The organism is Stenotrophomonas sp. GD03877 (assembly GCF_029840555.1).
Lineage (GTDB): Bacteria > Pseudomonadota > Gammaproteobacteria > Xanthomonadales > Xanthomonadaceae > Stenotrophomonas > Stenotrophomonas geniculata.
The window spans coordinates 192,349-216,313 of the sequence record NZ_JAOCCT010000002.1; the positions used below are offsets into that span (position 1 = coordinate 192,349).

Annotated in this window: 20 protein-coding genes and 2 tRNA genes; 18 read left to right on the forward strand and 4 right to left on the reverse strand. The window is 65.3% G+C overall.

Features of this window, described 5'->3' with window-relative positions:
• Positions 1-7: 7 nt before the first annotated feature.
• From nuoL to pnp, 12 genes are all read left to right on the forward strand, one after another.
• Positions 8-2,167 carry an NADH-quinone oxidoreductase subunit L gene (gene nuoL / locus N5D20_RS02095; RefSeq protein ID WP_197578333.1) on the forward strand — a complete coding sequence of 720 codons (2,160 nt, stop codon included), beginning with the start codon at positions 8-10 and terminating at the stop codon, positions 2,165-2,167.
• Between the two features lie 23 nt (positions 2,168-2,190).
• Entirely contained in the window at positions 2,191-3,699 is a 1,509-nt protein-coding gene (locus N5D20_RS02100) for an NADH-quinone oxidoreductase subunit M (protein ID WP_049437087.1), read from the forward strand.
• A gap of 15 nt (positions 3,700-3,714) precedes the next feature.
• The gene (gene nuoN / locus N5D20_RS02105) at positions 3,715-5,175 is read left to right on the forward strand and encodes an NADH-quinone oxidoreductase subunit NuoN (RefSeq protein WP_054172230.1); all 1,461 of its coding nucleotides are present in this window, start codon (positions 3,715-3,717) and stop codon (positions 5,173-5,175) included.
• 127 nt (positions 5,176-5,302) lie between these two features.
• Positions 5,303-5,379 (forward strand) — tRNA-Met (locus tag N5D20_RS02110).
• An 82-nt stretch (positions 5,380-5,461) separates the two neighbouring features.
• Positions 5,462-5,538: transfer RNA gene (locus N5D20_RS02115), tRNA-Met, on the forward strand.
• Between the two features lie 367 nt (positions 5,539-5,905).
• On the forward strand, positions 5,906-6,496 hold the full coding sequence (gene rimP, locus N5D20_RS02120) for a ribosome maturation factor RimP (RefSeq protein WP_019660578.1): 591 nt from the start codon (positions 5,906-5,908) through the stop codon (positions 6,494-6,496).
• A 4-nt stretch (positions 6,497-6,500) separates the two neighbouring features.
• The gene (nusA, locus tag N5D20_RS02125) at positions 6,501-8,012 is read left to right on the forward strand and encodes a transcription termination factor NusA (RefSeq protein ID WP_006458580.1); all 1,512 of its coding nucleotides are present in this window, start codon (positions 6,501-6,503) and stop codon (positions 8,010-8,012) included.
• Positions 8,013-8,104: 92 nt separating this feature from the next.
• Positions 8,105-10,750, forward strand: coding sequence for a translation initiation factor IF-2 (gene infB / locus N5D20_RS02130; RefSeq protein WP_171955236.1), 2,646 nt, complete (start codon positions 8,105-8,107; stop codon positions 10,748-10,750).
• Positions 10,751-10,842: 92 nt separating this feature from the next.
• Positions 10,843-11,226, forward strand: coding sequence for a 30S ribosome-binding factor RbfA (rbfA, locus tag N5D20_RS02135; RefSeq protein WP_005410447.1), 384 nt, complete (start codon positions 10,843-10,845; stop codon positions 11,224-11,226).
• Between the two features lie 105 nt (positions 11,227-11,331).
• Entirely contained in the window at positions 11,332-12,240 is a 909-nt protein-coding gene (gene truB / locus N5D20_RS02140; RefSeq protein ID WP_010486453.1) for a tRNA pseudouridine(55) synthase TruB, read from the forward strand.
• Positions 12,241-12,413: 173 nt separating this feature from the next.
• Positions 12,414-12,674 (forward strand): 30S ribosomal protein S15, encoded by a 261-nt coding sequence (gene rpsO, locus N5D20_RS02145; RefSeq protein ID WP_005410445.1) that lies wholly within the window; start codon positions 12,414-12,416, stop codon positions 12,672-12,674.
• 151 nt (positions 12,675-12,825) lie between these two features.
• Complete coding sequence (pnp, locus tag N5D20_RS02150) at positions 12,826-14,934, forward strand: polyribonucleotide nucleotidyltransferase (RefSeq protein ID WP_032128652.1); 2,109 nt, start codon at positions 12,826-12,828, stop codon at positions 14,932-14,934.
• 114 nt (positions 14,935-15,048) lie between these two features.
• Here pnp and N5D20_RS02155 read toward each other — a convergent pair whose 3' ends face one another.
• Entirely contained in the window at positions 15,049-16,047 is a 999-nt protein-coding gene (locus N5D20_RS02155; RefSeq protein ID WP_235304012.1) for a hypothetical protein, read from the reverse strand.
• Positions 16,048-16,269: 222 nt separating this feature from the next.
• Here N5D20_RS02155 and N5D20_RS02160 point away from each other — a divergent pair, with 222 nt between their 5' ends.
• Entirely contained in the window at positions 16,270-17,460 is a 1,191-nt protein-coding gene (locus N5D20_RS02160) for a glycoside hydrolase family 18 protein (RefSeq protein ID WP_197578334.1), read from the forward strand.
• A 93-nt stretch (positions 17,461-17,553) separates the two neighbouring features.
• The gene (locus N5D20_RS02165) at positions 17,554-17,955 is read left to right on the forward strand and encodes a VOC family protein (RefSeq protein WP_343239055.1); all 402 of its coding nucleotides are present in this window, start codon (positions 17,554-17,556) and stop codon (positions 17,953-17,955) included.
• A gap of 24 nt (positions 17,956-17,979) precedes the next feature.
• On the opposite strand, the gene N5D20_RS02170 is transcribed toward N5D20_RS02165, so the two are convergent.
• From N5D20_RS02170 to N5D20_RS02180, 3 genes are read right to left on the reverse strand one after another with little or no spacing between them, the layout of a single operon-like run.
• A complete protein-coding gene (locus tag N5D20_RS02170) occupies positions 17,980-19,539 on the reverse strand; it encodes a PepSY-associated TM helix domain-containing protein (RefSeq protein WP_197578335.1) in 1,560 nt (519 codons plus the stop codon).
• A gap of 10 nt (positions 19,540-19,549) precedes the next feature.
• A complete protein-coding gene (locus N5D20_RS02175; RefSeq protein WP_197578336.1) occupies positions 19,550-19,813 on the reverse strand; it encodes a hypothetical protein in 264 nt (87 codons plus the stop codon).
• Positions 19,813-20,109, reverse strand: a complete 297-nt coding sequence (locus N5D20_RS02180; RefSeq protein ID WP_197578337.1) for a hypothetical protein — start codon at positions 20,107-20,109, stop codon at positions 19,813-19,815. The genes N5D20_RS02175 and N5D20_RS02180 overlap by 1 nt, the downstream gene beginning before the upstream one ends.
• Before the next feature lie 430 nt (positions 20,110-20,539).
• Between N5D20_RS02180 and thrS the strand changes: the two genes are divergently transcribed.
• The 4 genes from thrS to rplT all read left to right on the forward strand — a co-directional run bounded on the left by thrS (position 20,540) and on the right by rplT (position 23,867).
• A complete protein-coding gene (gene thrS / locus N5D20_RS02185; protein WP_197578338.1) occupies positions 20,540-22,441 on the forward strand; it encodes a threonine--tRNA ligase in 1,902 nt (633 codons plus the stop codon).
• A 63-nt stretch (positions 22,442-22,504) separates the two neighbouring features.
• Positions 22,505-23,032, forward strand: a complete 528-nt coding sequence (gene infC, locus N5D20_RS02190; protein WP_075076340.1) for a translation initiation factor IF-3 — start codon at positions 22,505-22,507, stop codon at positions 23,030-23,032.
• Between the two features lie 266 nt (positions 23,033-23,298).
• Positions 23,299-23,496, forward strand: a complete 198-nt coding sequence (gene rpmI, locus N5D20_RS02195) for a 50S ribosomal protein L35 (RefSeq protein ID WP_005410436.1) — start codon at positions 23,299-23,301, stop codon at positions 23,494-23,496.
• A gap of 11 nt (positions 23,497-23,507) precedes the next feature.
• The gene (gene rplT, locus N5D20_RS02200; protein WP_005410435.1) at positions 23,508-23,867 is read left to right on the forward strand and encodes a 50S ribosomal protein L20; all 360 of its coding nucleotides are present in this window, start codon (positions 23,508-23,510) and stop codon (positions 23,865-23,867) included.
• Positions 23,868-23,965 lie beyond the last annotated feature (98 nt).

Sequence of the window (23,965 nt, forward strand, 5' to 3'; positions counted from 1 at the left end):
TCCACAGATGGAAATCACTCTCTCCAAGAGTCTGTTGATCGCAGTGGTGCTTGCACCGCTGTTCGGCAGCATCATCGCCGGCCTGTTCGGTCGCCAGGTCAAGCGCTTCGGCGCGCAGACCATCACCATCCTCGGCGTTGCGGTTGCCTGCGGCCTGTCGATGTACACGCTCTACCAGCTGCTCTGGGGCGGTGCGCAGCCGTTCAACCAGAACATCTACACGTTCTTTGAAGTCGGCCAGTACTCGGCCCACGTCGGCTTCATGGTCGACAAGCTGACCGCGATGATGATGGTGGTGGTGACCTTCGTGTCGCTGCTGGTCCACATCTACACGATCGGCTACATGCAGGACGATCCGGGCTACCAGCGGTTCTTCAGCTACATCTCGCTGTTCACCTTCTCGATGCTCACCCTGGTGATGAGCAACAACTTCCTGCAGCTGTTCTTCGGCTGGGAAGCGGTGGGCCTGGTGTCGTACCTGCTGATCGGCTTCTGGTTCAAGCGTCCGACCGCGATCTTCGCCAACATGAAGGCGTTCCTGGTCAACCGCGTCGGTGACTTCGGCTTCCTGCTGGGCATCGCCGGCGTGCTGTGGGTGTTCGGCACCCTGGACTACTCGCAGGTGTTCTCGCAGGCCGGCATGCTGGCTGACCCGCGTGCCCAGCTGCAGATCTGGGACGGCACGATCCTGGGCATGCAGCTGCTGAACGAGCCGGTGATCTGGTCGATCGCCACCGTCATCTGCATCTGCCTGTTCATCGGTGCCATGGGCAAGTCGGCCCAGGTCCCGCTGCACGTGTGGCTGCCGGACTCGATGGAAGGCCCGACCCCGATCTCGGCACTGATCCACGCCGCGACGATGGTGACCGCCGGTATCTTCATGGTCACCCGCATGTCGCCGCTGTTCGAGCTGTCGCAGACCGCGCTGAACTTCATCCTCTTCATCGGTGCCACCACCGCGTTCTTCACCGGCCTGATCGGCATCGTGCAGAACGACATCAAGCGCGTCGTCGCGTACTCCACGCTGTCGCAGTTGGGCTACATGACCGTGGCGCTGGGCGTGTCGGCCTACTCGGCCGCCGTGTTCCACCTGATGACCCACGCCTTCTTCAAGGCGCTGCTGTTCCTGGGTGCCGGCTCGGTCATCATCGCGATGCACCACGAGCAGGACATGCGCAAGATGGGCGGCCTGCGCAAGTACATGCCGATCACCTTCATCACCATGTGGATCGGTACGCTGGCCCTGGTCGGTACGCCGTTCTTCTCCGGCTTCTATTCGAAGGACACCATCATCGAGGCGGCCGAGATCCACGCCCACATGCAGAGCAGCTGGGTGGCCACCTATGGCTACTGGGCGGTGCTGGGTGGCGTGCTGGTGACCAGCTTCTACAGCTTCCGCCTGCTGTTCATGACCTTCCATGGCAAGGAACGCTTCCGCGACGCGCACGACGATCATGGCCATGGCCATGACGATCACCACGCCGCTGACGCCCACCACGGCGATGCCCATGACGACCACGGCCATGGCCACGGTCCGCATGAGCCGCATGAAACCCCGTGGGTGGTGACCCTGCCGCTGATCCTGCTGGCCATCCCGTCGATCGCCATCGGTTTCTTCAGCATCGGTCCGATGCTGCACGGTACCGACTGGGCCGGCCACCATGCGCACGAGGCGATCAAGGGCCAGGCACAGACGTTCTTCACCGGCATCGTCGACTTCTACGATCCGGCCAAGAACACCGTTGCCTTCCTGGGCGAAGAGTTCCACGGGCCAGTGGCGTTCGCGCTGCACGGCATGATGCTGCCGCCGTTCTGGCTGACCCTGGCGGGCTTCCTGCTGGCCGCGCTGTTCTACCTGTGGAAGCCGGACCTGTCGGGCAAGGCACGCAAGACCTTCGCCCCGATCGTTTCGGTGCTGGAAAACAAGTACGGCTTCGACAAGCTGTGGATCGATGGCTTTGCCGGCGGCAGCGTCAAGCTGGGCAAGGTCTCGCGCTGGATCGACAGCAACATCGTCGACGGCGTGGTCAATCTCTCGGCACGTGTTGTGGACGTTGCAGCCGGCGTGCTGCGTCGTACCCAATCCGGTTTCCTCTATCACTACGCCTTCGCGATGATCATCGGCCTGATTGCCCTGTTGGGCGTGCTGATGCATTACCTGCGTTGATGACCTGTACGGAATAAGAAGACGTGTCGAACTGGCCTCTACTCAGTGTCCTCATCTGGCTGCCGATCATCGGTGGCGCCCTGATCCTTGCGATCCGTGATGCACAGACCGCCCGCTGGGCGTCGCTGGGCGTCGCGGTACTCACCTTCGTTGCAAGCCTCTCGCTGCTGAGCGGCTACAACGCGGGCATCGACGGTCTGCAGTTCGTCGAGACCCATGCCTGGATCCCGGCGTACAAGATCGGCTACAACCTGGGCGTGGACGGCATTGCCGTGGCGCTGATCCTGCTGACCACCCTGGTCAGCGTGCTTGCCCTGATCGGCGCCTGGAGCGCCATCGACAAGCGCGTGAACCAGTATGTGGCGGCCTTCCTGATCCTGGAAGGCGTCACCGTCGGTATCTTCTCGGCCACGGACGCGATGCTGTTCTACGTGTTCTTCGAGGCGATGCTGATCCCGATGTTCCTGATCATCGGTGTCTGGGGTGGTCCGCGCCGCATCTACGCCGCGCTGAAGTTCTTCCTGTACACCTTCCTCGGCTCGGTGCTGATGCTGGTGGCGCTGATCTACCTGTACATGAAGGGCGGCAGCTTCCAGCTGGCCGACCTGTATGCGCTGCCGCTGTCGGCCAAGGAACAGACCTGGATCTTCTTCGCCTTCCTGATCGCCTTCGCGGTCAAGGTGCCGATGTTCCCGGTACACACCTGGCTGCCGGACGCCCACGTGGAAGCGCCGACCGCCGGTTCGGTGATCCTGGCCGCCATCGCGCTGAAGATCGGTGGCTACGGCTTCCTGCGCTTCAACCTGCCGATCGTCCCGGACGCGTCGCAGGAATGGGCCTGGCTGGTGATCGCGCTGTCGCTGATCGCGGTGATCTACGTCGGCCTGGTCGCCCTGGTGCAGGACGACATGAAGAAGCTGATCGCCTATTCGTCGATCGCGCACATGGGCTTCGTCACCCTGGGAACCTTCATCGCCCTGTGGCTGGTGCGTGAGGCCGGCAACGCCGATGCCGCCCGCCTGGGCCTGCAGGGCGCCATGGTGCAGATGATCTCGCACGGCTTCGTGTCCGGTGCGATGTTCTCCTGCGTCGGCGTGCTGTACGACCGCATGCACAGCCGCCGCATCGCCGATTACGGCGGCGTGGTCAACGTGATGCCGTGGTTCGCCACCTTCGCCATGCTGTTCTTCATGGCCAATGCGGGCCTGCCGGGCACCAGCGGTTTCGTCGGCGAGTTCATGGTCATTCTGTCGGCCTTCCAGCGTAATCCGTGGATCGCACTGGGCGCGGCCACCACCCTGATCATCGGCGCCGCCTACACCCTGTGGCTGTACAAGCGCATCTTCTTCGGCGAAGTGGCCAACAGCCACGTGGCCGAACTGAAGGACATCAACGGCCGCGAATGGCTGGTGCTGGGCGTGTTCGCCATCGGCGTGCTGGCCCTGGGCATCTACCCCAAGCCGCTGACCGACCTGATGGAGCCCTCGATCGCGAAGCTGGCGATGCAGATCGCATCCAGCAAGCTGCTGTAATTCCAGGATTTGATGATGACCACCTCGCCGCTGCTGCCATTGACCGCCGCTGACCTGCCACCGCTCGCTCCCGAGCTGGTGCTGATCGGCAGCGCCTTCGCCCTGATGATCCTCGACCTGTTCGTCAGCAACCGGAACAAGATCGTCACCCACCTGTTCTCGCTCGCTGCGCTGGCCGTGGTGCTGTTCATGCTGGCCACCGGCGTGGGCGGGCAGGGGGAGGTCTTCCATGGCATGTTCGTGCGCGATACCGCCGCGGACGTGATGAAGACCGGGATCGTGCTGCTCAGCGGCCTGACCCTGGTCTACGGCTGGCGCTACCTGCGTGACCGCAACCTGTTCCAGGGCGAGATCCCGGTGCTTATCCTGTTCGGCACCGCCGGCATGATGATCCTGGTGTCGGCCGGCAGCCTGCTGATGGTCTACCTGGGCCTGGAACTGCTGGCGCTGTGCTCCTACGCCCTGGTCGCCAGCAACCGCGAGAACGGCCTGGCCTCGGAAGCGGCGATGAAGTACATCGTGCTGGGCTCGCTGGCCTCGGGCCTGCTGCTGTACGGCATGTCGCTGATCTACGGCGCCACCGGCAGCCTGCACCTGGACGTCATCCGCGACGCCATCCCGCACTCGGAAGAGCGCGTGCTGCTGATCACCGGTGCGGTGTTCATGATCGCTGGCGTCGCCTTCAAGCTGGGTGCCGCGCCGTTCCACATGTGGCTGCCGGACGTTTACCAGGGTGCCCCGGCGCCGATCGCGCTGTTCATCAGCTCGGCACCGAAGCTGGCCGCATTCGGCATGGCCTACCGCCTGCTGGAAATGGGCGTGGGCCCGCTGTCGACCGAACTGCAGCTGCTGATTGCTGGCCTGGCCGCCGTCTCGCTGGTGATCGGCAACCTGATGGCCATCGCGCAGAGCAACCTCAAGCGCATGCTGGCGTTCTCCACCGTCTCGCACATCGGCTTCCTGCTGATGGGTATTGCCGGTGGCGGTTCGCAGGGCTATGCCGCCGCGCTGTTCTATGCACTGGCCTACGCCATCATGTCCACCGCCGCCTTCGGTGCGATCATCGCGCTGTCGCGTGCCGGCTTTGAAGCCGAGAACATCGAGGACTTCAAGGGCCTGAACGCCCGCAACCCGTGGATGGCCGGCCTGGTGCTGTGCATCATGGCGTCGCTGGCCGGCATCCCGCCGTTCCTGGGCTTCTGGACCAAGCTGGCGGTGCTGGGCGCGGCCGTCAACGGTGGCCTGCTGTGGCTGGCCATCCTCGGCGTGCTGTGTGCCGTGGTCGGCTGCTTCTACTACCTGCGCGTCATCAAGGTCATGTACTTCGATGAGCCGGTGGGCGAGGCCATGCCGCGCAGCAACGACCGCGTCCTGGGCCTGGTGCTGGGCGTGAACGCGCTGGCACTGCTGGCGCTGGGCCTGGCCTGGAACCCGATCATGGTCTGGTGCCAGCAGGCATTTGCGCATCTTGCATAAAAGTTGACACAAAGCTGCGCGATTCGTGTAATATGCGCAGCCTGAGTTGTCACTGCAGCGGTTCAGTCAGAACATCGTTGCGGTAGCCCTCCTCGAAAGAGCAGGGCAGCAGTTCAAACACTTCCGGTGCGGGGTGGAGCAGTCTGGCAGCTCGTCGGGCTCATAACCCGAAGGTCGCAGGTTCAAATCCTGCCCCCGCTACCAACATCGAACCGGCGCCAACCGGTCTGATGAATGAGGGAAAGCTTGCATGTTTTGAAGTTATCGCTCATAATTCCGCTTCTGATGCGGGGTGGAGCAGTCTGGCAGCTCGTCGGGCTCATAACCCGAAGGTCGCAGGTTCAAATCCTGCCCCCGCTACCAAGTAAAGAGATCGCCTTCGAAGTCCTGCTTCGAAGGCGTTTTTCTTTGCAGTTTGCGTCGTTTCCGTCCGATTGGGGTCAGATCCCTTTTCCTGCGGAAATGGGATCTGACCCCAGGCCTCGCACCTTGCACCAGCGCGGTGCAGCCGCTATCATCAGCGGCCTAGCAATACCCCTGAAGGTGGCCTCCCAGCGGGAGTCCAGACCCGGAAGGAGGGCCGCAACCGGCAGGCAATGCAGGTTGCAACCGGAATCCAGTCACCGGAGTCTTTCCGGAAAAGGGGCCCAGCGGGCCCTTTGTCGTTTCCGGGGCGTCATGTTTTCACGCCGGCCAAGGCCGGCACCCAACCAAGAGATCAAGGCAGGCTGTGAGCGACAAGGCAACCGACATCGCGAATCTGCTCGCCCCGACCGTTGTGTCGCTGGGCCTGGAGCTGCTGGGCGTTGAGTATCTGCCGGCCCCCGGCGGTGCGACCCTGCGCCTTTACATCGACGTGCCGCTGGCTGAACAGCCCGAGCGCATCATCAATGTCGACGACTGCGAGCGGGTCAGCCGTGAAGTGTCGGCGCAGCTGGACGTCGAAGACCCGATCAGCGGCAATTACACGCTGGAAGTGTCCTCGCCGGGCGTGGATCGCCCGCTGTTCAACCTGGAGCAGTTCGCCCGCCACCAGGGTGAATCGGCCAAGGTCACGCTGAAACTACCGCAGGACAACCGTCGTCGCCTGCAGGGCCGCATCGAAGCGACCGACGAGGCCGCAGGCACCATCACCTTCATTGTCGACAAGGCTGAAGTGGTGGTGTCGGCCGACAACATCGACAAGGCACGGATCATGCCCGACTGGGTGGCGCTGGGGCTGGCCCCGAGCAAGCCGACCGGTCCGGCACCGAAGCGTCCGAAGCCGAACACGAATTCTTCTTCCAACGAGCCGGCGGCAAAGAAGCCGCGCGCGGAGTGAGCCAATGAGCAAGGAACTGTTGCTGGTAGTCGACGCAGTCGCCAACGAGAAGGGCGTGCCGCGTGAAGTGATCTTCGATGCCATCGAGGCCGCCCTGGCCTCGGCAGCGAAGAAGCGCTATCCCGACGAGGAAGTGCTGACCCGCGTGGTCATCGACCACAAGGATGGCAGCTACGAAACCTACCGCCGCTGGGAAGTGGTGGCCGATGACGTGGTCATGGAATCGCCGGATCGCCAGATCCGCCTGATGGACGCCGTCGATGAAGCCGAAGGCGTGGACGTCGGCGACTACATCGAAGAGCAGATCGAGAACCCGGACTTCGGCCGCATCGCTGCCCAGGCTGCCAAGCAGGTCATCGTCCAGCGCGTGCGCGAAGCCGAGCGCCAGCAGGTCGTGGATGCGTGGAAGGATCGCGTCGGCGAACTGATCACCGGTGTGGTCAAGCGAGCAGAGCGCGGCAACATCTATGTCGACCTCGGTGGCAACGCCGAAGGTTTCATTCCGAAGGACAAGGGCATTCCGCGCGACGTGCTGCGCGCCGGCGACCGCGTGCGCGGCTACCTGGCCGAAGTCCGTTCGGAACCGCGTGGCCCGCAGCTGTTCATCAGCCGCGCCGCCCCGGAATTCATGATCGAGCTGTTCAAGCTGGAAGTGCCGGAAGTCGGCCAGGGCCTGGTGGAAATCAAGGCCTGTGCCCGCGATCCGGGCGACCGCGCCAAGATCGCCGTGCTCGCCCACGACCAGCGCACCGATCCGATCGGAGCCTGCATCGGCATGCGCGGTTCGCGCGTGCAGGCCGTGTCCAACGAGCTCAATGGCGAGCGCGTGGACATCGTGCTGTGGAACGACAACCCGGCCAACTTCGTCATCAACGCGATGGCGCCGGCCGAAGTGCAGTCGATCATCGTTGATGAAGACAAGCACTCGATGGACCTGGCTGTCGCTGAAGACCGCCTGGCCCAGGCGATCGGCAAGGGCGGCCAGAACGTGCGCCTGGCCAGCCGCCTGACCGGCTGGCAGCTCAACGTGATGACCCAGGACCAGGTCACCGCCAAGTCGGAAGCCGAGCAGGCTTCGGCCCGCCAGCTGTTCATGGACAAGCTGGAAGTGGACGAAGAGATCGCCGGCATCCTGGTCAGCGAAGGCTTCGGCACCGTCGAGGAAATCGCTTATGTCCCGGTCGGCGAACTGCTGGCCGTGGAAGGTTTCGACGAAGACATCGTCGAAGAGCTGCGCGCTCGTGCCCGCGATGCGCTGCTCAATGAGGCCCTGGCAGTCGAAGAAGGCCTTGAAGACGGCCAGCCGGCGCAGGACCTGCTGTCCCTGAAGGGCATGGACGAAGCCACCGCATATGCGCTGGCCGGCCACGGCGTGCGTACCAGCGAGGACCTGTCCGATCTGGCCGCCGACGAGGTCATGGACTTCGGCATCGAAGGACTGGATCAGGCGCGCGCCGCTGCGCTGATCCTGGCCGCCCGTGCCGAAGAGATCGCCCGACTGGAACGCGGCGAATGAGCCGGCAATGAACAGGGCCCTGAGCCGCTCAGGGCGTAGAATCCGCGCCACCTCCAGATGCGGGGGGGCGCCCACAAGATCATAGGATCCGAATGTCGCAGCAAACCACCATCCGCAAGCTTGCCGAACTGGTCAACACGCCGGTCGAAAAACTGCTGGAACAGCTGGCCGGTGCCGGCATGAAGTTCAGCGGTCCCGACCAGGTCGTGACCAGCTCCGAGAAGGTGAAGCTCCTGGGCTTCCTTCGTCGTTCGCACGGCAAGCCCGAGCAGGCCCCGGAAGAGACCGATCAGTCTGCAAAGAAGATCACGCTCAACCGCCGGAAGCAGCAGGAAGTGACGGTCAATTCCGGTCGCAGCAAGACGACCGTGAATGTCGAGGTGCGCCAGAAGCGCACCTACGTCAAGGATGGTGCGCGCGCCATGACGCCGGACGAAGAGCGCGCCGACATCCTGCGCAAGCTGGAAGAGTCGCGCGCGCGCAATCTCGCCGAACAGCAGGCGCTGGCCGAAAAGGATCGTCTGCGCGACGAAGCCATCGTCCGCGCCCGTGAGGAAGAGATTGCGGCCAAGGAACGCGCAGAGGCCGAGAAGAAGGCGGCCGAGGAAGCTGCGGCCGCCGCCAAGGCTGCCGAGGCGCTGGCTGCCACCAAGCCCAAGCGCGCTCCGATCGATGAAACCGCGCCGCGCCCGCCGCGTGCTCCGGCCGCCGCGCCGGCTGCGCCGCGCAGTGCGCCGCCGCCGCCGCGCAGCGACGACCGCAACAACCGCAGCGCTCCGCGCAACGAGCGTGGTCCGGGCGACCGTTTCGCCGGCCAGATGCACCTGTCGGCGGCCGACCGCGCGCGTCGTGGCAACAGCAACAACAGCAACACCCGGGGTCGTCCGGGCGGGCGTAACCAGGCCGGTGGCCGTCGCGACATGTCGCGCGGTGGCAACAATGCCGGTCCGCACGCCTTCGAGCGTCCGACCGCGCCGGTGGTGCGTGAAGTGGCGATCGGCGACACGATCACCGTGGCCGACCTGGCGCAGAAGCTCGCGCTGAAGGGCGGCGAGGTGGTCAAGGCGCTGTTCAAGATGGGCGTGATGGCCACCATCACCCAGTCCATCGACCATGACACCGCCGCGCTGGTGACCGAAGAGCTCGGCCACAAGGCGATCCGTGCCAATGACAACGACGCCGAAGACGCACTGCTGGCCTCGACCGGTGAAAACCAGGGCGAAGCCACCCAGCGTCCGCCGGTGGTCACCATCATGGGCCACGTCGACCACGGCAAGACCTCGCTGCTGGATTACATCCGCCGCACCAAGGTCGCCACCGGCGAAGCCGGCGGCATCACCCAGCACATCGGTGCCTACCACGTGGATACGCCGAAGGGCGTGATCAGCTTCCTGGATACCCCGGGCCATGCTGCCTTCACCTCGATGCGTGCCCGCGGTGCCAAGCTGACCGACATCGTGGTGCTGGTCGTGGCCGCCGATGACGGCGTCATGCCGCAGACCAAGGAAGCGATCCAGCACGCCCGTTCGGCGGGTGTGCCGCTGATCGTGGCGATCAACAAGATCGACAAGTCCGACGCCGACCCGATGCGGGTCAAGAACGAACTGCTGTCCGAGCAGGTCGTGGCCGAAGACTTCGGTGGTGACACCCAGATGGTGGAGATCTCGGCCAAGACCGGCCTGGGCATCGACGACCTGCTGGACGCCATCTCGATCCAGGCTGAACTGCTGGAACTGAAGGCCGTCGACGAAGGCCGCGCCGCGGGCGTGGTGATCGAATCGTCGCTGGACAAGGGCCGTGGCCCGGTCGCGACCGTGCTGGTGCAGCAGGGCCGCCTGAAGAAGGGCGACTACCTGGTGTGCGGCATCCAGTACGGCCGCGTGCGTGCGCTGTTCGACGAAACCGGCAAGCAGCCGGAGTTCGCCGGCCCGTCCATCCCGGTGCAGGTCCTGGGCCTGTCCGGCGTGCCGGAAGCCGGTGACGACTTCGTGGTCGTCGAGGACGAGCGCCTGGCCAAGGACGTTGCCCAGCAGCGTGAGACCAAGCGCCGTGAATCGCGCCTGGTGGCCACCGCGGGCAGCCGCATGGAAGACATCATGGCGACCCTGGGCAAGGGCGAGGGCCAGCAGGTCCTCAACCTGGTCATCAAGGCCGACGTGCAGGGTTCGGTGCAGGCCCTCAGCCAGGCATTGGTCGCGCTGTCCAACGAAGACATCCGCATCAACGTGATCCACTCCGGCGTGGGCGGCATCACCGAATCGGACGCCAACTCGGCGGCCGCTTCGAAGGCTACCGTCATCGGCTTCAACGTGCGTGCGGATGCTTCGGCCCGTCGCATCATCGAATCCAACGGCGTGGACCTGCGCTACTTCTCGATCATCTATGACGTGATCGATCAGGTGAAGCAGGTGGCCTCCGGTCTGCTGGGCGTGGAGATCCGCGAAGAGATCATCGGTATCGCCGAGGTCCGCGACGTGTTCCGCAGCTCCAAGCTGGGCGCCGTTGCCGGCTCGATGGTCATCGAGGGCGTGGTCAAGCGCAACAAGCCGATCCGCGTGCTGCGCGACAGCGTGGTGATCTTCGAAGGCGAACTGGAATCGCTGCGCCGCTTCAAGGAAAACGTCGAGGAAGTCCGCAACGGTACCGAATGCGGTATCGCGGTGAAGGCCTACAACGACGTCAAGCCGGGTGACCAGATCGAGTGCTTCGAGCGTATCGAAGTGCCGCGCACCCTGTAATGCTGCAAGGCGGCCCGACCAACGGTCGGGCCCCACCATGTACCTGTAGCGCCCGACCGTTGGTCGGGCGACAACTGAACCAAGAGCTCCTCGTGCCCAAGACTTTCCATCGAACCGACCGTGTCTCCGCCCAGCTGCGCCGTGAACTCGGCACCCTGGTGCACAACGCCGTGCGCGAGCATGGGTTGCCCTCGGTGAGCGTGTCCGACGTGGAAATCACCCGCGACATGGCCCATGCCAAGGTATTCGTCACCGCGCTGATGCCGGAGCGTTCGGCCGAAGCCGTGGCCGGCCTGAAGGAGCTGGGCTACCGCCTGCGCATGGACCTGGCCCGTGCGATGAAGTTGCGCCACGTGCCGGAGCTGCATTTCCACTACGACGACTCGGTCGACCGTGGTGAGCACATCGACAACATCCTGCGCGACCTGCCCGATACGCTGGCCGCGGAGAAGCGTCGCGAGAGCGACGAAGAATAAGCCAGCGCCGGGCCCATGCCCGGCGTCTTTTCATTCCGGCAACGCGATGCCTGTGCCGGCCGCGCTGCGGCAGCCGAGCATGGCTCGGCTCTACACAATCCTGTCATGACCCGAATTCAGTTCCGCCGCCTGGATGGCATCCTGCTGCTCGACAAGTCGACCGGCATGAGTTCCAACGCCGCCCTGCAGGTGGCTCGTCGCCTGTTCCGTGCCGAAAAGGGCGGCCACACCGGCAGCCTCGACCCGCTGGCCACCGGCCTGTTGCCGCTGTGCTTCGGCGAGGCGACCAAGATTGCCGGCCTGCTGCTCGGCTCGGCCAAGGCGTACGACGCCGAGATCATGCTGGGCCAGACCACCGACACCGACGATGCCGAAGGCCAGGTGCTGCTGCAGCGCCCGGTGCCTTCGATCAGTGCCGAGACCCTGCAGGCGGCGCTGGCGCCGCTGACCGGCAGCATCCGCCAGCGCGCCCCGATCTATTCGGCTCTGAAGCAGGGTGGGGAGCCGCTGTATGTGAAGGCCCGCCGCGGTGACGTCATTGAAGCGCCGGAGCGTGAGGTGCAGGTGCACGCCATCGAGGTGCTCGAGCAGCAGCCGGAGCGGTTGCGGCTGCGTGTGACCTGCGGCTCGGGCACCTACATCCGCAGCCTGGCCCGCGATCTGGGCGAGGCGCTGGGCTGTGGCGCGCATATCAGCGCGCTGCGCCGGCTCTGGGTCGAGCCGTTCCGTGAACCGGCGATGGTCACCCTGGATCAGCTGCGGGCGATGGTCGAGGCGGGTGACGAGGCGGGCATGGACGCGCTGCTGCTGCCGCTGGCGGCCGGCCTGGCTGAATACCCGCGGGTCGACCTCGATGCCGACCAGGCCCACCGCTTCTGCGTCGGCCAGCGCCAGCGCGATCTGTCGTGGCCCCGTGGTCTGGTGGCCGTGTTCGGTCCGGACGATGCTGTCCAGGGGTTGGGCCAGGTCGATGACAGTGGCCTGCTGGCTCCGCAGCGTCGTTTCAACCTCTGACCGGGCCCGGGCGGTTCAGCCCCGGTCCTTGTCCCGGAAGCCCCCGACCGTTACAATTTCGCGGCCGTTTTCCGGCAGCCTGCCTCGCGCAGGTTTCATCCTCGTAGTCCACGGCGAGCCTGGCGGTGCGCGAAGCGCGTTCCTGCCGGCCACGCATCACAGAGAAAAAAGAAATGTCGATCGACACCCAGAAGGTCATTGAAGACAACAAGCGCAGCTCGGCTGACACCGGCTCCCCGGAAGTCCAGGTTGCACTGCTGACCGCCCGCATCGAACTGCTGACCGGCCACTTCAAGACCCACAAGAAGGACCACCACAGCCGCCGCGGCCTGCTGCAGATGGTCAACCGCCGTCGCAGCCTGCTCGACTACCTGAAGAAGAAGGACGTCGAGCGTTACAAGGCCCTGATCGAGAAGCTTGGCCTGCGTCGCTAAGCAACGAATCCCCCGCGGCGCAGCGATGCGCCGCGGTTTTGTTTTGTAGCACCGCAATCCCCGATTCAGGCCGGAACGATCCGGCCACCCGCTGGCGGCAAGGGTCGCCGACGGTCCAAATTCGCAGACAGCATCCCCAAGGACACCCTCCGTGGCAAAAATCACCAAAACCTTCCAGTACGGCAAGCACACCGTCACGCTCGAGACCGGCGAAGTCGCCCGTCAGGCCAGCGGTGCCGTCATCGTCAAGATGGACGACACCGTACTGCTGGTCACCGCCGTCGCCGCCAAGAGCGCGCGCGAAGGCCAGGACTTCTTCCCGCTGACCGTCGATTATCAGGAAAAGTTCTACGCCGGCGGCCGTATCCCGGGTGGTTTCTTCAAGCGTGAAGGCCGTGCGACCGAGAAGGAAACCCTGATCTCGCGTCTGATCGACCGTCCGATCCGCCCGCTGTTCCCGGAAGACTACAAGAACGAAGTGCAGATCATCGCCACGGTCATGTCGCTGAACCCGGACGTGGACGGCGACATTCCGGCCCTGATCGGCGCCTCGGCTGCGCTGGCGCTGGCCGGCACCCCGTTCATGGGTCCGATCGGCGCTGCCAAGGTCGGTTACAAGAACGGCGAGTACATCCTGAACCCGACCGTCAGCGAACTGGCTGACTCGCAGCTGGAACTGGTCGTCGCCGGTACCTCCAACGCCGTGCTGATGGTCGAATCCGAAGCCGCGCTGCTGTCCGAAGAAGTGATGCTGGGCGCTGTGACCTTCGGTCACCGCGAAATGCAGAAGGTCATCAACGCGATCAACGAGCTGACCGTCGAAGCCGGCACCAAGCCGTCGACCTGGGAAGCCCCGGCCAAGAACGACGCGCTGATCTCTGCCCTGAAGGAAGCCATCGGCCCGCGCCTGGGCGAAGCCTTCCAGGTGCGCGACAAGCTGCAGCGCCGCGACGCCATCTCGGCGATCAAGAAGGACGTGGTCGAAACCCTGGCTGGCCGCGTGGCCGCTGAAGGCTGGAACCCGGCCGAGCTGTCGAAGGAATTCGGCGAGCTGGAATACCGCACCATGCGTGACTCGGTGCTGGACACCAAGGTCCGCATCGACGGCCGTGCGCTGGACACCGTCCGCCCGATCGCGGTGAAGACCGGCGTGCTGCCGCGTACTCACGGTTCCTCGCTGTTCACCCGCGGCGAAACCCAGGCCATCGTGACCATCACCCTGGGCACCGCCCGTGACGGCCAGGTCATCGACGCCGTTGCCGGTGAGTACAAGGAAAACTTCCTGTTCCACTACAACTTCCCTCCGTTCTCGGTGGGTGAGTGCGGCCGCATGATGGGCCCGAAGCGCCGCGAAATCGGCCACGGTCGCCTGGCCAAGCGCGGCGTGCTGGCTGTCATGCCGTCGCTGGAAGCCTTCCCGTACACCATCCGTGTCGTCTCGGAAATCACCGAGTCGAACGGTTCCTCGTCGATGGCCTCGGTCTGCGGCTCGTCGCTGGCCCTGATGGACGCCGGCGTGCCGGTGAAGGCGCCGGTTGCCGGTATCGCCATGGGTCTGGTCAAGGAAGGCGAGCGCTTCGTCGTCCTGTCCGACATCCTGGGTGACGAAGATCACCTGGGCGACATGGACTTCAAGGTGGCCGGTACCGCTGAGGGCATCTCCGCCCTGCAGATGGACATCAAGATCGAAGGCATCACCGAAGAGATCATGAAGCAGGCCCTGCAGCAGGCCAAGGCTGGCCGTCTGCACATCCTGGGCGAAATGGCCCACGGCCTGACCGCTCCGCGTGAAGAGCTGTCGGACTACGCGCCGCGCCTGCTGACCATCAAGATCCACCCGGACAAGATCCGCGAAGTGATCGGCAAGGGTGGTTCGACCATCCAGGCCATCACCAAGGAAACCGGCACCCAGATCGACATCCAGGACGACGGCACCATCGTCATCGCGTCGGTCAACGCCATCGCTGCCCAGGCCGCCAAGGCCCGCATCGAGCAGATCACCTCGGACGTCGAGCCGGGCCGCATCTACGAAGGCAAGGTCGCCAAGATCATGGACTTCGGTGCGTTCGTCACGATCCTGCCGGGCAAGGACGGTCTGGTCCACGTGTCGCAGATCTCCAGCGATCGCGTCGAGAAGGTCGGCGACGTGCTGAAGGAAGGCGATGTGGTCAAGGTCAAGGTGCTGGAAGTCGACAAGCAGGGCCGTATCCGCCTGTCGATGAAGGCCGTGGAAGAAGGCGACGCCGTCAGCGCCGAGTAATCGGCGGTGGGTGTCAACCTTGGTTGACACGCTCCTGGAATCGCTGAAATGAAAAAGCGGGCTTCGGCCCGCTTTTTCTTTGCCTTCAATCCTGTGGGTGAGAACCGTTGGTCCTTACACCTGCGCGCCTTCTTCCTCTTCCCCCAGCCACCACACCTGGCCCGGAGCGGGGTCACTCAGCGGATGCTCGCGCTGTTCGATGGCCTCCAGCACGCGTCCCGGGGCCGCAGCGGCCCACGTCGCCAGCAGCGTCTCCACCGCAGCCCGGCCCTGAGCGGCAATGCCCAGATCGCGCTGGCGCGCCCAAGTGCCTTCCTCAGTGACTTCTGCCTCGTCGCCATGCTGATGCGGGGTGCCATAGCTGCAGCGGCGGCACAGCCGGCGCACGGTCGCGGTCCAGTCCTCGACCATGCCGATGCCGGGCAGGTTCATGGCCCCCAGGGCAGCGATGTCATCGGCTGAATCGCACTGCACGAACACGGTGAAGGTCGCCATGTCCGATGGCTGCAGGCGCTGCATGGCATTGAACACCGGTACCTCGCGTTCGCCGTATGTACGGCGGCCGGTCGATGCACCGTCATGCAGCACGATGTCGCCGAAGCGGAAGCCACTTTCGGGCAGCGGTACGTTGTCGATGCGTGCACGCACCGGATCAATGCGGCTCATGTACACCACCTCGGCATCGGACCATGGCGCCAGGCGCACGCAGGCCACGCCGAAGTTGCCCTCGATCGGGCCTTCGCCCTCGGGCAGGGTGATGCCACAGCGGGTCCACTGGCGCCGTGCTTCGGCCCAGTCCGCCATGCCGGTGGCGGCGATGCCGGCATTCCAGGCCGTGGCGACATCGAATTCCTCGCGCAGCTGCTCCGATCGCAGGTTGTCCTGCAACGAGGCCGGCCAGTCGCGCAGGTACTTGTGCGCCAGCCCGCGCATGTAATGCAGGTACGGCACTTCGGGAGCGAGTGCGATCAGCTCGGCAAACAGCGCCACCGCCTGGGGCAGGTCGCCTTCGTGGAACGCGTCGTAGGCGCGCGCTTCCAGTGACTGGCGTTCATCGAGGGATGCGTCGTCCAGCAGGTCGCCGTCGGGGTTGGTGTCGTGATCGATGCTCATGTCCATGTGCGGTTGAAGATCCGCGGCCACCTTAGCCGATGCAGGAGGCCGGGTGCGCCGCGTCGGCGCGTGTCCTGCTGCAATGCATGATGGCAGCGGCATGACTGCCCCATTGTCGCCCTCTGGCGGATCGTTGCTGTCCACTGGACGACATGTGGCGACATCGGTCCCACAGCCTCATCGGTTTGCTAACGTGGCGGCGCCTTCGAACCGGGAGATTCCATGTTCCGCCAGACCGTGGCCGTCCTTGCCGTGCTGATTGCCGGCGCCCTGCCCATTGCCGCGCCCGCCGCGCCCGCACAGCCGCCGATCTTCGGTGCCTACTACCCCGGTGGTTCGGCCGAGCGCTATCCAGTCTCGAGCATTCCCGCCGAGCGCTTGACCCATCTGTTCTATGCGTTCTCCACCATCGAGGACGGCCGCTGCACGGTCGGTGCCGAAGCGCCGAAGAACTTCGCCGCGCTGGCTGAACTCAAGAAGGCGCATCCGCACCTGCACACGCTGATTTCGATCGGTGGCTGGGGCGCGGGTGGGTTCTCCGATGCAGCGTTGACCGAGGCCAGCCGCAAGCGCCTGGTGGACTCATGCATGGCACTGTTCTTTGATCGCCATGCCGGCAGCTTCGATGGCGTGGATATCGACTGGGAATTCCCGGTCAGTGGCGGCCCGAAGGAGCTGGCGCACCGTCCGCAGGATCGCACCAATCTGACCAAGCTCGCGCAGGCGTTCCGCGTGGCACTTGATGCGCGCGGTCGCAAGGCGGGGCAGCCGATGCTGCTGACCGCCGCGCTGGCCGCCGGTCGCCTGCAGACCGATGGCCCCTACGATCCGGCCGCCAGCTACGACCTGCCGGCGCTGGCCAAGGTGTTCGATTTCATCAACCTGATGAGCTACGACATGGGCACTGGCTTCTCGACGGTGTCGACCTTCAACGCACCGCTGCATGAGGTACCGGCCGACCCACTGGCGCCGGAGCTGCGGCGCTGGAACAACGTGGCCGGCGCGGTGCAGTACTACCGCGAGCACGGTGTGCCGGCCGGCAAGCTGGTGCTGGGCGTGCCGTTCTACGGGCGCGGCTTCAAGGTCACCGGCGATGCCCCGGATGGGTTGTACCAGCCCTACAGCGCACCGGCCGATGCAGGCGACTGGCGGGTGATCAAGGCGCGCTATCTCGACCAGCCGGGCTGGACCAAGCACTGGCAGCCGCAGGCACAGAGCCCATGGCTGTACAACGCCGCGCAGAAGATCTTCATCAGCTATGAGGACCCGCGCTCGATCGGCCTGCGTGCGCAGTTCGCCCGCGAGCAGGGCCTGGCCGGCGTGTTCATGTGGGAGCTGACCGGCGACGACGAGCAGGCCAGCCTGCTCAACGCCATGCTGGGCCCCTGGCAGAAGGCGCGCATCGGCGATTGAGCTGCATCAGGCGATGCCCGGCGCAATGCCGCAACGCCATCGGCCCAACCCCGCACAGCATGTCCATGCCCGCAGCGTTACGCTGCGGGCATGATCCATCTCGAACGCTTGGACCATCTGGTCCTCACCGTCGCCGACATCGACCGCAGTTGTGATTTCTACCAGCGCGTGCTCGGCATGCAGGTCGTGCGCTTCGGCGCGGGCCGTACCGCGTTGCAGTTCGGCCAGCAGAAGATCAATCTGCATCCGGCCAGTGCCCCGCTGCAGCCGCATGCGTTACGACCCACGCCGGGCAGTGCCGACCTGTGTCTGGTCACGTTTACGGCGACAGTCGATGTGCTGGCCCACCTGCAGGCGCAGGCCGTCGCGGTGGAGGAGGGGCCGGTGGCCCGCACCGGCGCACTGGGGCCGATCGAATCGGTGTACTTCCGCGACCCGGATGGCAACCTGATCGAAGTCAGCCGTTACCCGGACCCAGCGCACCTGCTCCGGTAGCGCCGTGCCATGCCCGGCGAAGGCTCAGTTCGCCCAGACGCTGTTCGGATCGCCGTTGCGGGCGCGGCGTTGACCGGCCACTGCCAGGCGGGCGAAGCCGAAGGCCATGGCCAGCGCGATGGCATCGACCCAGAACAGCGGCCAGTGGCCACGCGCCGCAGCACGCCACAGCCAGTCACCATTGAGTGCGCCGTGCAGGATCGGCACCAGCGCGGTACTGATTGCCGCCGCCCACAGCAGCTCGCGTGCGGCCTGTGCCGGGCGGCGCAGCGCGGCCCACAGCGCACAGGCCGCCCAGCTGCCGAAGCAGGCCCAGCGGATGCCGTGGTCGACCGCCGCCGGCGCCAGCCGTTCCAGCACCAGCGCGGTGACGAACGCGACCGAGATCGCCACGCACAGGCCGATGCACACGCCGACCGTGGCCCGTGCCATGTTCACTCCGGCGCGCGGTTGCTGCGGCTGGCGACGCTTGCGCCGCGACTCGATCCACAGCAGGTTGCCCGAGTAGAACAGGAACGCACCGCCCAGGCCGAGCAGGAAGTACAGCCAGACCACCACGCCGTTGCCGAACTCGCCGAAGTGCAGCGCATAGGCGGCGCTGAGCGTGGCGTGGTTGGCGTCGCGCTGGCCTGGCAGCTGTGTGGCCAGTACCTGGCCGGTGGCGACATCCAGCGCCACGGCGCCGAGCGGGCCGAGCGTGCCGGTGGATTCGCCGGTGATCTCGATGGTGGCGTTGGTGTCGCCCGCGTTGGCCAGCTTCAGGTAGGCCGGCTCGAAGCTGGTCACGCCCTGCGCGCGCGCCACCTCCAGCGCCCGCGCATGCAGCACGCGCAGGCTGCCCGGCGGCGAGGGGATGCCGGTCGCTTCCCGCACCGGTGCGGTGTCCATCGCTGTTGGCACGGCCTGCAGGGCCTTGCCGTCGAAGATCAGCGGGTTGAGCAGGGCCATCTGCACGAACACCAGGCAGAGCAGGGCGCCGGTCACCGCGAACATCAGGTGGAAGGGCAGGCTCAGTACGCCGATCACGTTGTGCGCGTCCTGCCACAGCTGTTTCAGGTTGCGCCCCGGACGCAGCGCGAACAGGTCGCCGAGCAGCTTCGGCAGATGGATCACAAGGCCGCTCAGCAGCGCCATGCCGTACAGCAGGCTGACAATGCCCATCACGTAGATGCCGGCCACGGGCAGGCCCAGGCTGTAGTGCAGCTCGTTGACCAGCTCGGCCAGCCCGGTCTGCGGCGGCGTCGGGCTGCCGCCAATCTGCCCCGGCCAGGCATAACGCCAGCTGCCATCATCGGCCTGCCAGTACGCAAGTGGCTGCGGGTGGTCGGCGCCGGGGAAGGTCATGCCGACGTGGCGGCGGGCTTCCGCGTGTGTCGCCAGTACGTCTTCCAGCAGGTACTGCGCATCATCCAGCCCGGCTGGCAGTGCGGTGGCAGCGCCCGGGGTCTGCCACAGCGGCAGGTCGTGATGGAACAGGGTCAGCGCACCGGCGTAGAAGGCCACGAACAGGCCGAACCCGGCGACCAGGCCGACCCAGGTGTGCAGGGTGGTGAACGTGCGCAGGGTCTGCGAACTGAACTTCATGGGAGGGGTCTCATTGCACCGCGCCGGTCAGGCGCAGCAGCCCGAGCACGGCGAAGCCGGTGGCGGCGCTGCCGGCCAGCACCAGCCAGGCGCGCAGCGCACTGCGGAAACTGAACGCCCACAGGGCGGCCAGCATCCACAGCGGGATGAAGGCGATCAGGGTCGGCACCAGCGCCCGCTGCCAGGGGCCGGGCGGCAGCCATGCCAGCAGGCCGGTCGCGGCCGCGGCCAGGAAAAAGCCGGCGACGATGCCAGCGAAGGCGCGCGGCCACATCAGGGCGACTCCGGGCCGGGGCGGTGCCAGGCGGCCAGCGCCGGCAGCAGCATCGCCGCCAGCATCCAGGTGCACAGCATCGCCACCAGGCCGGCGGCAAAGCCGAGCTCGGCCATCCACAGCCACAGCGCAGCGGCGGCCGCGACCAGGCCGATCTGGCGGCCGAGGCGGCCGGCGCGGCGCAGGCGCGGCCAGCGGCAGTGCGGCGAGGCGGCATAGAAGGCCAGTGCCGAGAGCATCGCCGCCAGCATGCCCAGGCTGCAGAAGCCGAGCGTGGAAAGGCCGACGGTGATCATTGCGGGCGGCCGGCGCGGCGGCGGGCCGACGAACGCGGGGCACGGGCGGGGCCGGCGGGAGCCGGTCGGAGCGGGTGGCGCATCACGAGGTCCTGGGGGAAAGCAGGCAGGCTGGCACGGGGCGGGCTGCGCGGACATGGTAATCATTGCGTTTTCACGCCGCCAGCGAGGGCCATTCAGCGTACCGTACGGTAGCCCTTGGGCTTTCCGGTGCACTGGTTTAAGATCATCGCAGAACCCCTGACTGGAACAAGGTGGCCCGCGCCCAGCGCCGGCCGAGCGTGCGACATGAGCACTACCACCGCCCACTGTTGACCTGCCCCCGAAGGCCCTGTGTTCCAGGCGCCCTCGCGGCGCTTTTTTATTGCCCGGGCAACGGCCCGGGAACGCTTTCCAGCCCGCCCCGCGGGCCCCGCACGAAGCCACTGCGATGATCAACATTACCCTTCCCGACGGCAGCCGCCGCGAGTTCGAAAACCCCGTCAGCGTCATGGACGTTGCCCAGTCGATCGGTGCCGGCCTGGCCAAGGCCACCATCGCCGGTTCGGTCGATGGCGTGCTGGTCGATGCCAGCGACGTCATCGATCACGATGCCAGCCTGCGCATCATCACTGCCAAGGACGAGGAGGGCGTGGAGATCATCCGCCACTCCTGCGCCCACCTGGTCGGCCACGCCGTCAAGCAGCTGTACCCGGACGTGAAGATGGTGATCGGCCCGGTGATCGCCGAGGGCTTCTACTACGACATCTACTCCGAGCGCCCGTTCACCCCGGAAGACATGGCGGCGATCGAGAAGCGCATGGGTGAACTGATCGCCCAGGACTACGACGTCATCAAGAAGGTGACGCCGCGCGCCGAAGTAATCGAGATCTTCAAGGCCCGTGGCGAGGACTACAAGCTGCGCCTGATCGAGGACATGTCCGACGACATCCAGGCGATGGGCATGTACTACCACCAGGAATACGTGGACATGTGCCGTGGCCCGCACGTGCCGAACACGCGCTTCCTGAAGGCATTCAAGCTGACCCGCATCTCCGGCGCCTACTGGCGCGGCGACGCGCAGAACGAGCAGCTGCAGCGTATCTACGGCACCGCCTGGGCCGACAAGAAGCAGCTCGAGGCGTACATCAAGCGCATCGAGGAAGCCGAGATGCGCGACCACCGCCGCATCGGCAAGCAGCAGGACCTGTTCCACCTGCAGGAAGAGGCGCCGGGCCTGGTGTTCTGGCACCCGAAGGGCTGGGCCCTGTGGCAGGTGGTCGAGCAGTACATGCGCAAGGTCTATCGCAACAGCGGCTACGGCGAAGTGCGTTGCCCGCAGATCCTGGACGTGAGCCTGTGGAAGAAGTCAGGCCACTGGGACAACTACCAGGACAACATGTTCTTCACCGAGTCGGAGAAGCGCACCTACGCGGTCAAGCCGATGAACTGCCCGGGCCACATCCAGGTGTTCAACCAGGGCCTGCATAGCTACCGCGACCTGCCGATCCGCTACGGTGAGTTCGGTTCCTGCCACCGCAACGAGCCGTCCGGCGCGCTGCATGGCATCCTGCGCGTGCGTGGCTTCACCCAGGACGACGGCCACGTGTTCTGCACCGAGAGCCAGATCGAATCGGAAGTGACCGCGTTCCACCAGCAGGCGCTGGCGGTCTACCAGCACTTCGGCTTCGACGAGATCCAGATCAAGATCGCGCTGCGTCCGGAATCGCGCCTGGGCGACGACGCCACCTGGGACAAGGCCGAGGGCGCACTGCGTTCGGCGCTGTCCGCCTGTGGCGTGGAATGGCAGGAGCTGCCGGGCGAGGGCGCCTTCTATGGCCCGAAGATCGAGTACCACCTGAAGGACGCCATCGGCCGTACCTGGCAGCTGGGTACCATGCAGGTCGACTTCATGATGCCGGGCCGCTTGGGCGCCGAGTACGTGGACGAGAACAGCCAGAAGAAGCACCCGGTTATGCTGCACCGCGCCATCGTCGGCTCGATGGAGCGCTTCCTGGGCATCCTGATCGAGCACCATGCCGGCCAGTTCCCGGCCTGGCTGGCCCCGACCCAGGTGGTGGTGGCCAACATCACCGACGCCCAGGCCGAGTACGTCTCGGGCGTGACCAAAACCCTTGCGGAGCAAGGCTTCCGCGTCAGCTCGGATTTGCGTAACGAGAAGATCGGCTATAAAATCCGCGAGCATACGTTGCAGCGCGTGCCCTACCTGCTGGTCATCGGTGACCGCGAGAAGGAAAATGGGGCTGTAGCGGTGCGTACGCGTTCTGGCGAAGATCTGGGCAGCATGAGCCTGCAGGCCTTCATCGAGCGGCTCCACGCCGAGGGCGCGTAAGCAAAGGTCCGGTCCGGGCGCACAGGCACCCGGACCGGTTCGATACCCTTGGGAGAACGTAATATCAGCACCCCTGACAACAAACAGAACCGCAAGAATCAGGAAATCCGTGTGCCGCGCGTCCGCGTGATCGGCAGTGACGGAGAAATGATCGGCGTGTTGTCGCGCGACGAAGCGCTGTCCATGGCCGAAGATGAAGGCCTGGACCTGGTCGAAATCCAGCCGCAGGCCGATCCGCCGGTCTGCAAGATCATGGACTTCGGCAAGTTCAAGTTCGAAGCGCAGAAGAAGGCCAGCGAGGCCAAGAAGAAGACCAAGCAGGTCGAGATCAAGGAAGTGAAGTTCCGTCCGGTCACGGACGAGGGCGACTACCAGATCAAGCTGCGCAAGATGCGCGGGTTCCTCGAAGAAGGCGACAAGATCAAGGTCAACATCCGTTTCCGTGGCCGTGAAATGAGCCACCAGGAACTGGGTCGTGAAATGGCCAACCGGATCGAGACCGATCTGGGCGAGGACATCGTCATTGAATCCCGTCCGCGCCTGGAAGGGCGTCAGATGGTCATGATGATCGCGCCGAAGAAGAAGACCTGAGGCCTGACGGGCCGCCTTCCGGGGCGCCTGGCTGAATGGTTCAGGGTAAAGGGGCGCCATTGGCGTCCCTTTGCTTTTGCAGGAAGCCGGTGAATTGTCGGCAAAAGGGTTGCAGGGGCTGGTGACAGGGCGGTTTTGCCTGTATCATGCCCGGCTCGACCCACCCAGGACGGGTCGTACGCCGATCATGGCAGGACGGAAAGAGCGGCCTAGGCCGCCGCCAGATCAGTCAGAAACCAGGGTCATATCCCATCAAGGACATTGCAATGCCCAAGATCAAGACCAACCGGGCAGCGGCCAAGCGTTTCCGCAAGACCGCCTCGGGCAAGTACAAGTGCGGCCACGCCAACCGTAGCCACATCCTCACGAAGAAAGCGACCAAGCGTAAGCGTAATCTGCGTCAGACGGGCCATGTCCGTGCAGAAGACGCAGGCCGTCTGGACCGCATGCTCCCTTACCTCTGAGGAACTGAAAAATGGCACGAGTTAAGCGTGGCGTACAGGCGCGTCGCCGCCACAAGAAAATTCTGGATCTCGCCAAGGGCTATTACAACGCCCGTCGCAAGGTCTTCCGCGTCGCCAAGCAGGCGGTCATCAAGGCACAGCAGTACGCCTACATCGGCCGTAAGCAGAAGAAGCGCAACTTCCGTTCGCTGTGGATCACCCGTATCAATGCGGCTGCCCGCATCAACGGCCTGAGCTACAGCCGCTTCATGAACGGTCTGCTGAAGGCCGGCATTACCCTGGATCGCAAGGTCCTGGCTGACATCGCCGTGCACGACGCAGCCGGTTTTGCTGCGCTGGCTGAAAAGGCCAAGGGCGCGCTGGCGGCATAAGTCCTTCCCGATGCCGTAACCGTTCACTCGGAACGGTGTCAGGTCAAGGCAATGCATGGGGAAGGGCGCAAGTCCTTCCCCATTCTTTTTTGGGTCCC

What these genes read in the sequence shown, in the direction of transcription:
- nuoL (WP_197578333.1), top strand. Translation starts at nt 8, where the DNA reads ATGGAAATCACTCTCTCCAAGAGTCTGTTGATCGCAGTGGTGCTTGCA.
- nuoN (WP_054172230.1), top strand. Translation starts at nt 3,715, where the DNA reads ATGACCACCTCGCCGCTGCTGCCATTGACCGCCGCTGACCTGCCACCG.
- nusA (WP_006458580.1), top strand. Translation starts at nt 6,501, where the DNA reads ATGAGCAAGGAACTGTTGCTGGTAGTCGACGCAGTCGCCAACGAGAAG.
- infB (WP_171955236.1), top strand. Translation starts at nt 8,105, where the DNA reads ATGTCGCAGCAAACCACCATCCGCAAGCTTGCCGAACTGGTCAACACG.
- truB (WP_010486453.1), top strand. Translation starts at nt 11,332, where the DNA reads ATGACCCGAATTCAGTTCCGCCGCCTGGATGGCATCCTGCTGCTCGAC.
- rpsO (WP_005410445.1), top strand. Translation starts at nt 12,414, where the DNA reads ATGTCGATCGACACCCAGAAGGTCATTGAAGACAACAAGCGCAGCTCG.
- N5D20_RS02155 (WP_235304012.1), bottom strand. Translation starts at nt 16,047, where the DNA reads ATGAGCATCGATCACGACACCAACCCCGACGGCGACCTGCTGGACGAC.
- N5D20_RS02160 (WP_197578334.1), top strand. Translation starts at nt 16,270, where the DNA reads ATGTTCCGCCAGACCGTGGCCGTCCTTGCCGTGCTGATTGCCGGCGCC.
- N5D20_RS02170 (WP_197578335.1), bottom strand. Translation starts at nt 19,539, where the DNA reads ATGAAGTTCAGTTCGCAGACCCTGCGCACGTTCACCACCCTGCACACC.
- N5D20_RS02175 (WP_197578336.1), bottom strand. Translation starts at nt 19,813, where the DNA reads ATGTGGCCGCGCGCCTTCGCTGGCATCGTCGCCGGCTTTTTCCTGGCC.
- N5D20_RS02180 (WP_197578337.1), bottom strand. Translation starts at nt 20,109, where the DNA reads ATGATCACCGTCGGCCTTTCCACGCTCGGCTTCTGCAGCCTGGGCATG.
- thrS (WP_197578338.1), top strand. Translation starts at nt 20,540, where the DNA reads ATGATCAACATTACCCTTCCCGACGGCAGCCGCCGCGAGTTCGAAAAC.
- rpmI (WP_005410436.1), top strand. Translation starts at nt 23,299, where the DNA reads ATGCCCAAGATCAAGACCAACCGGGCAGCGGCCAAGCGTTTCCGCAAG.
- rplT (WP_005410435.1), top strand. Translation starts at nt 23,508, where the DNA reads ATGGCACGAGTTAAGCGTGGCGTACAGGCGCGTCGCCGCCACAAGAAA.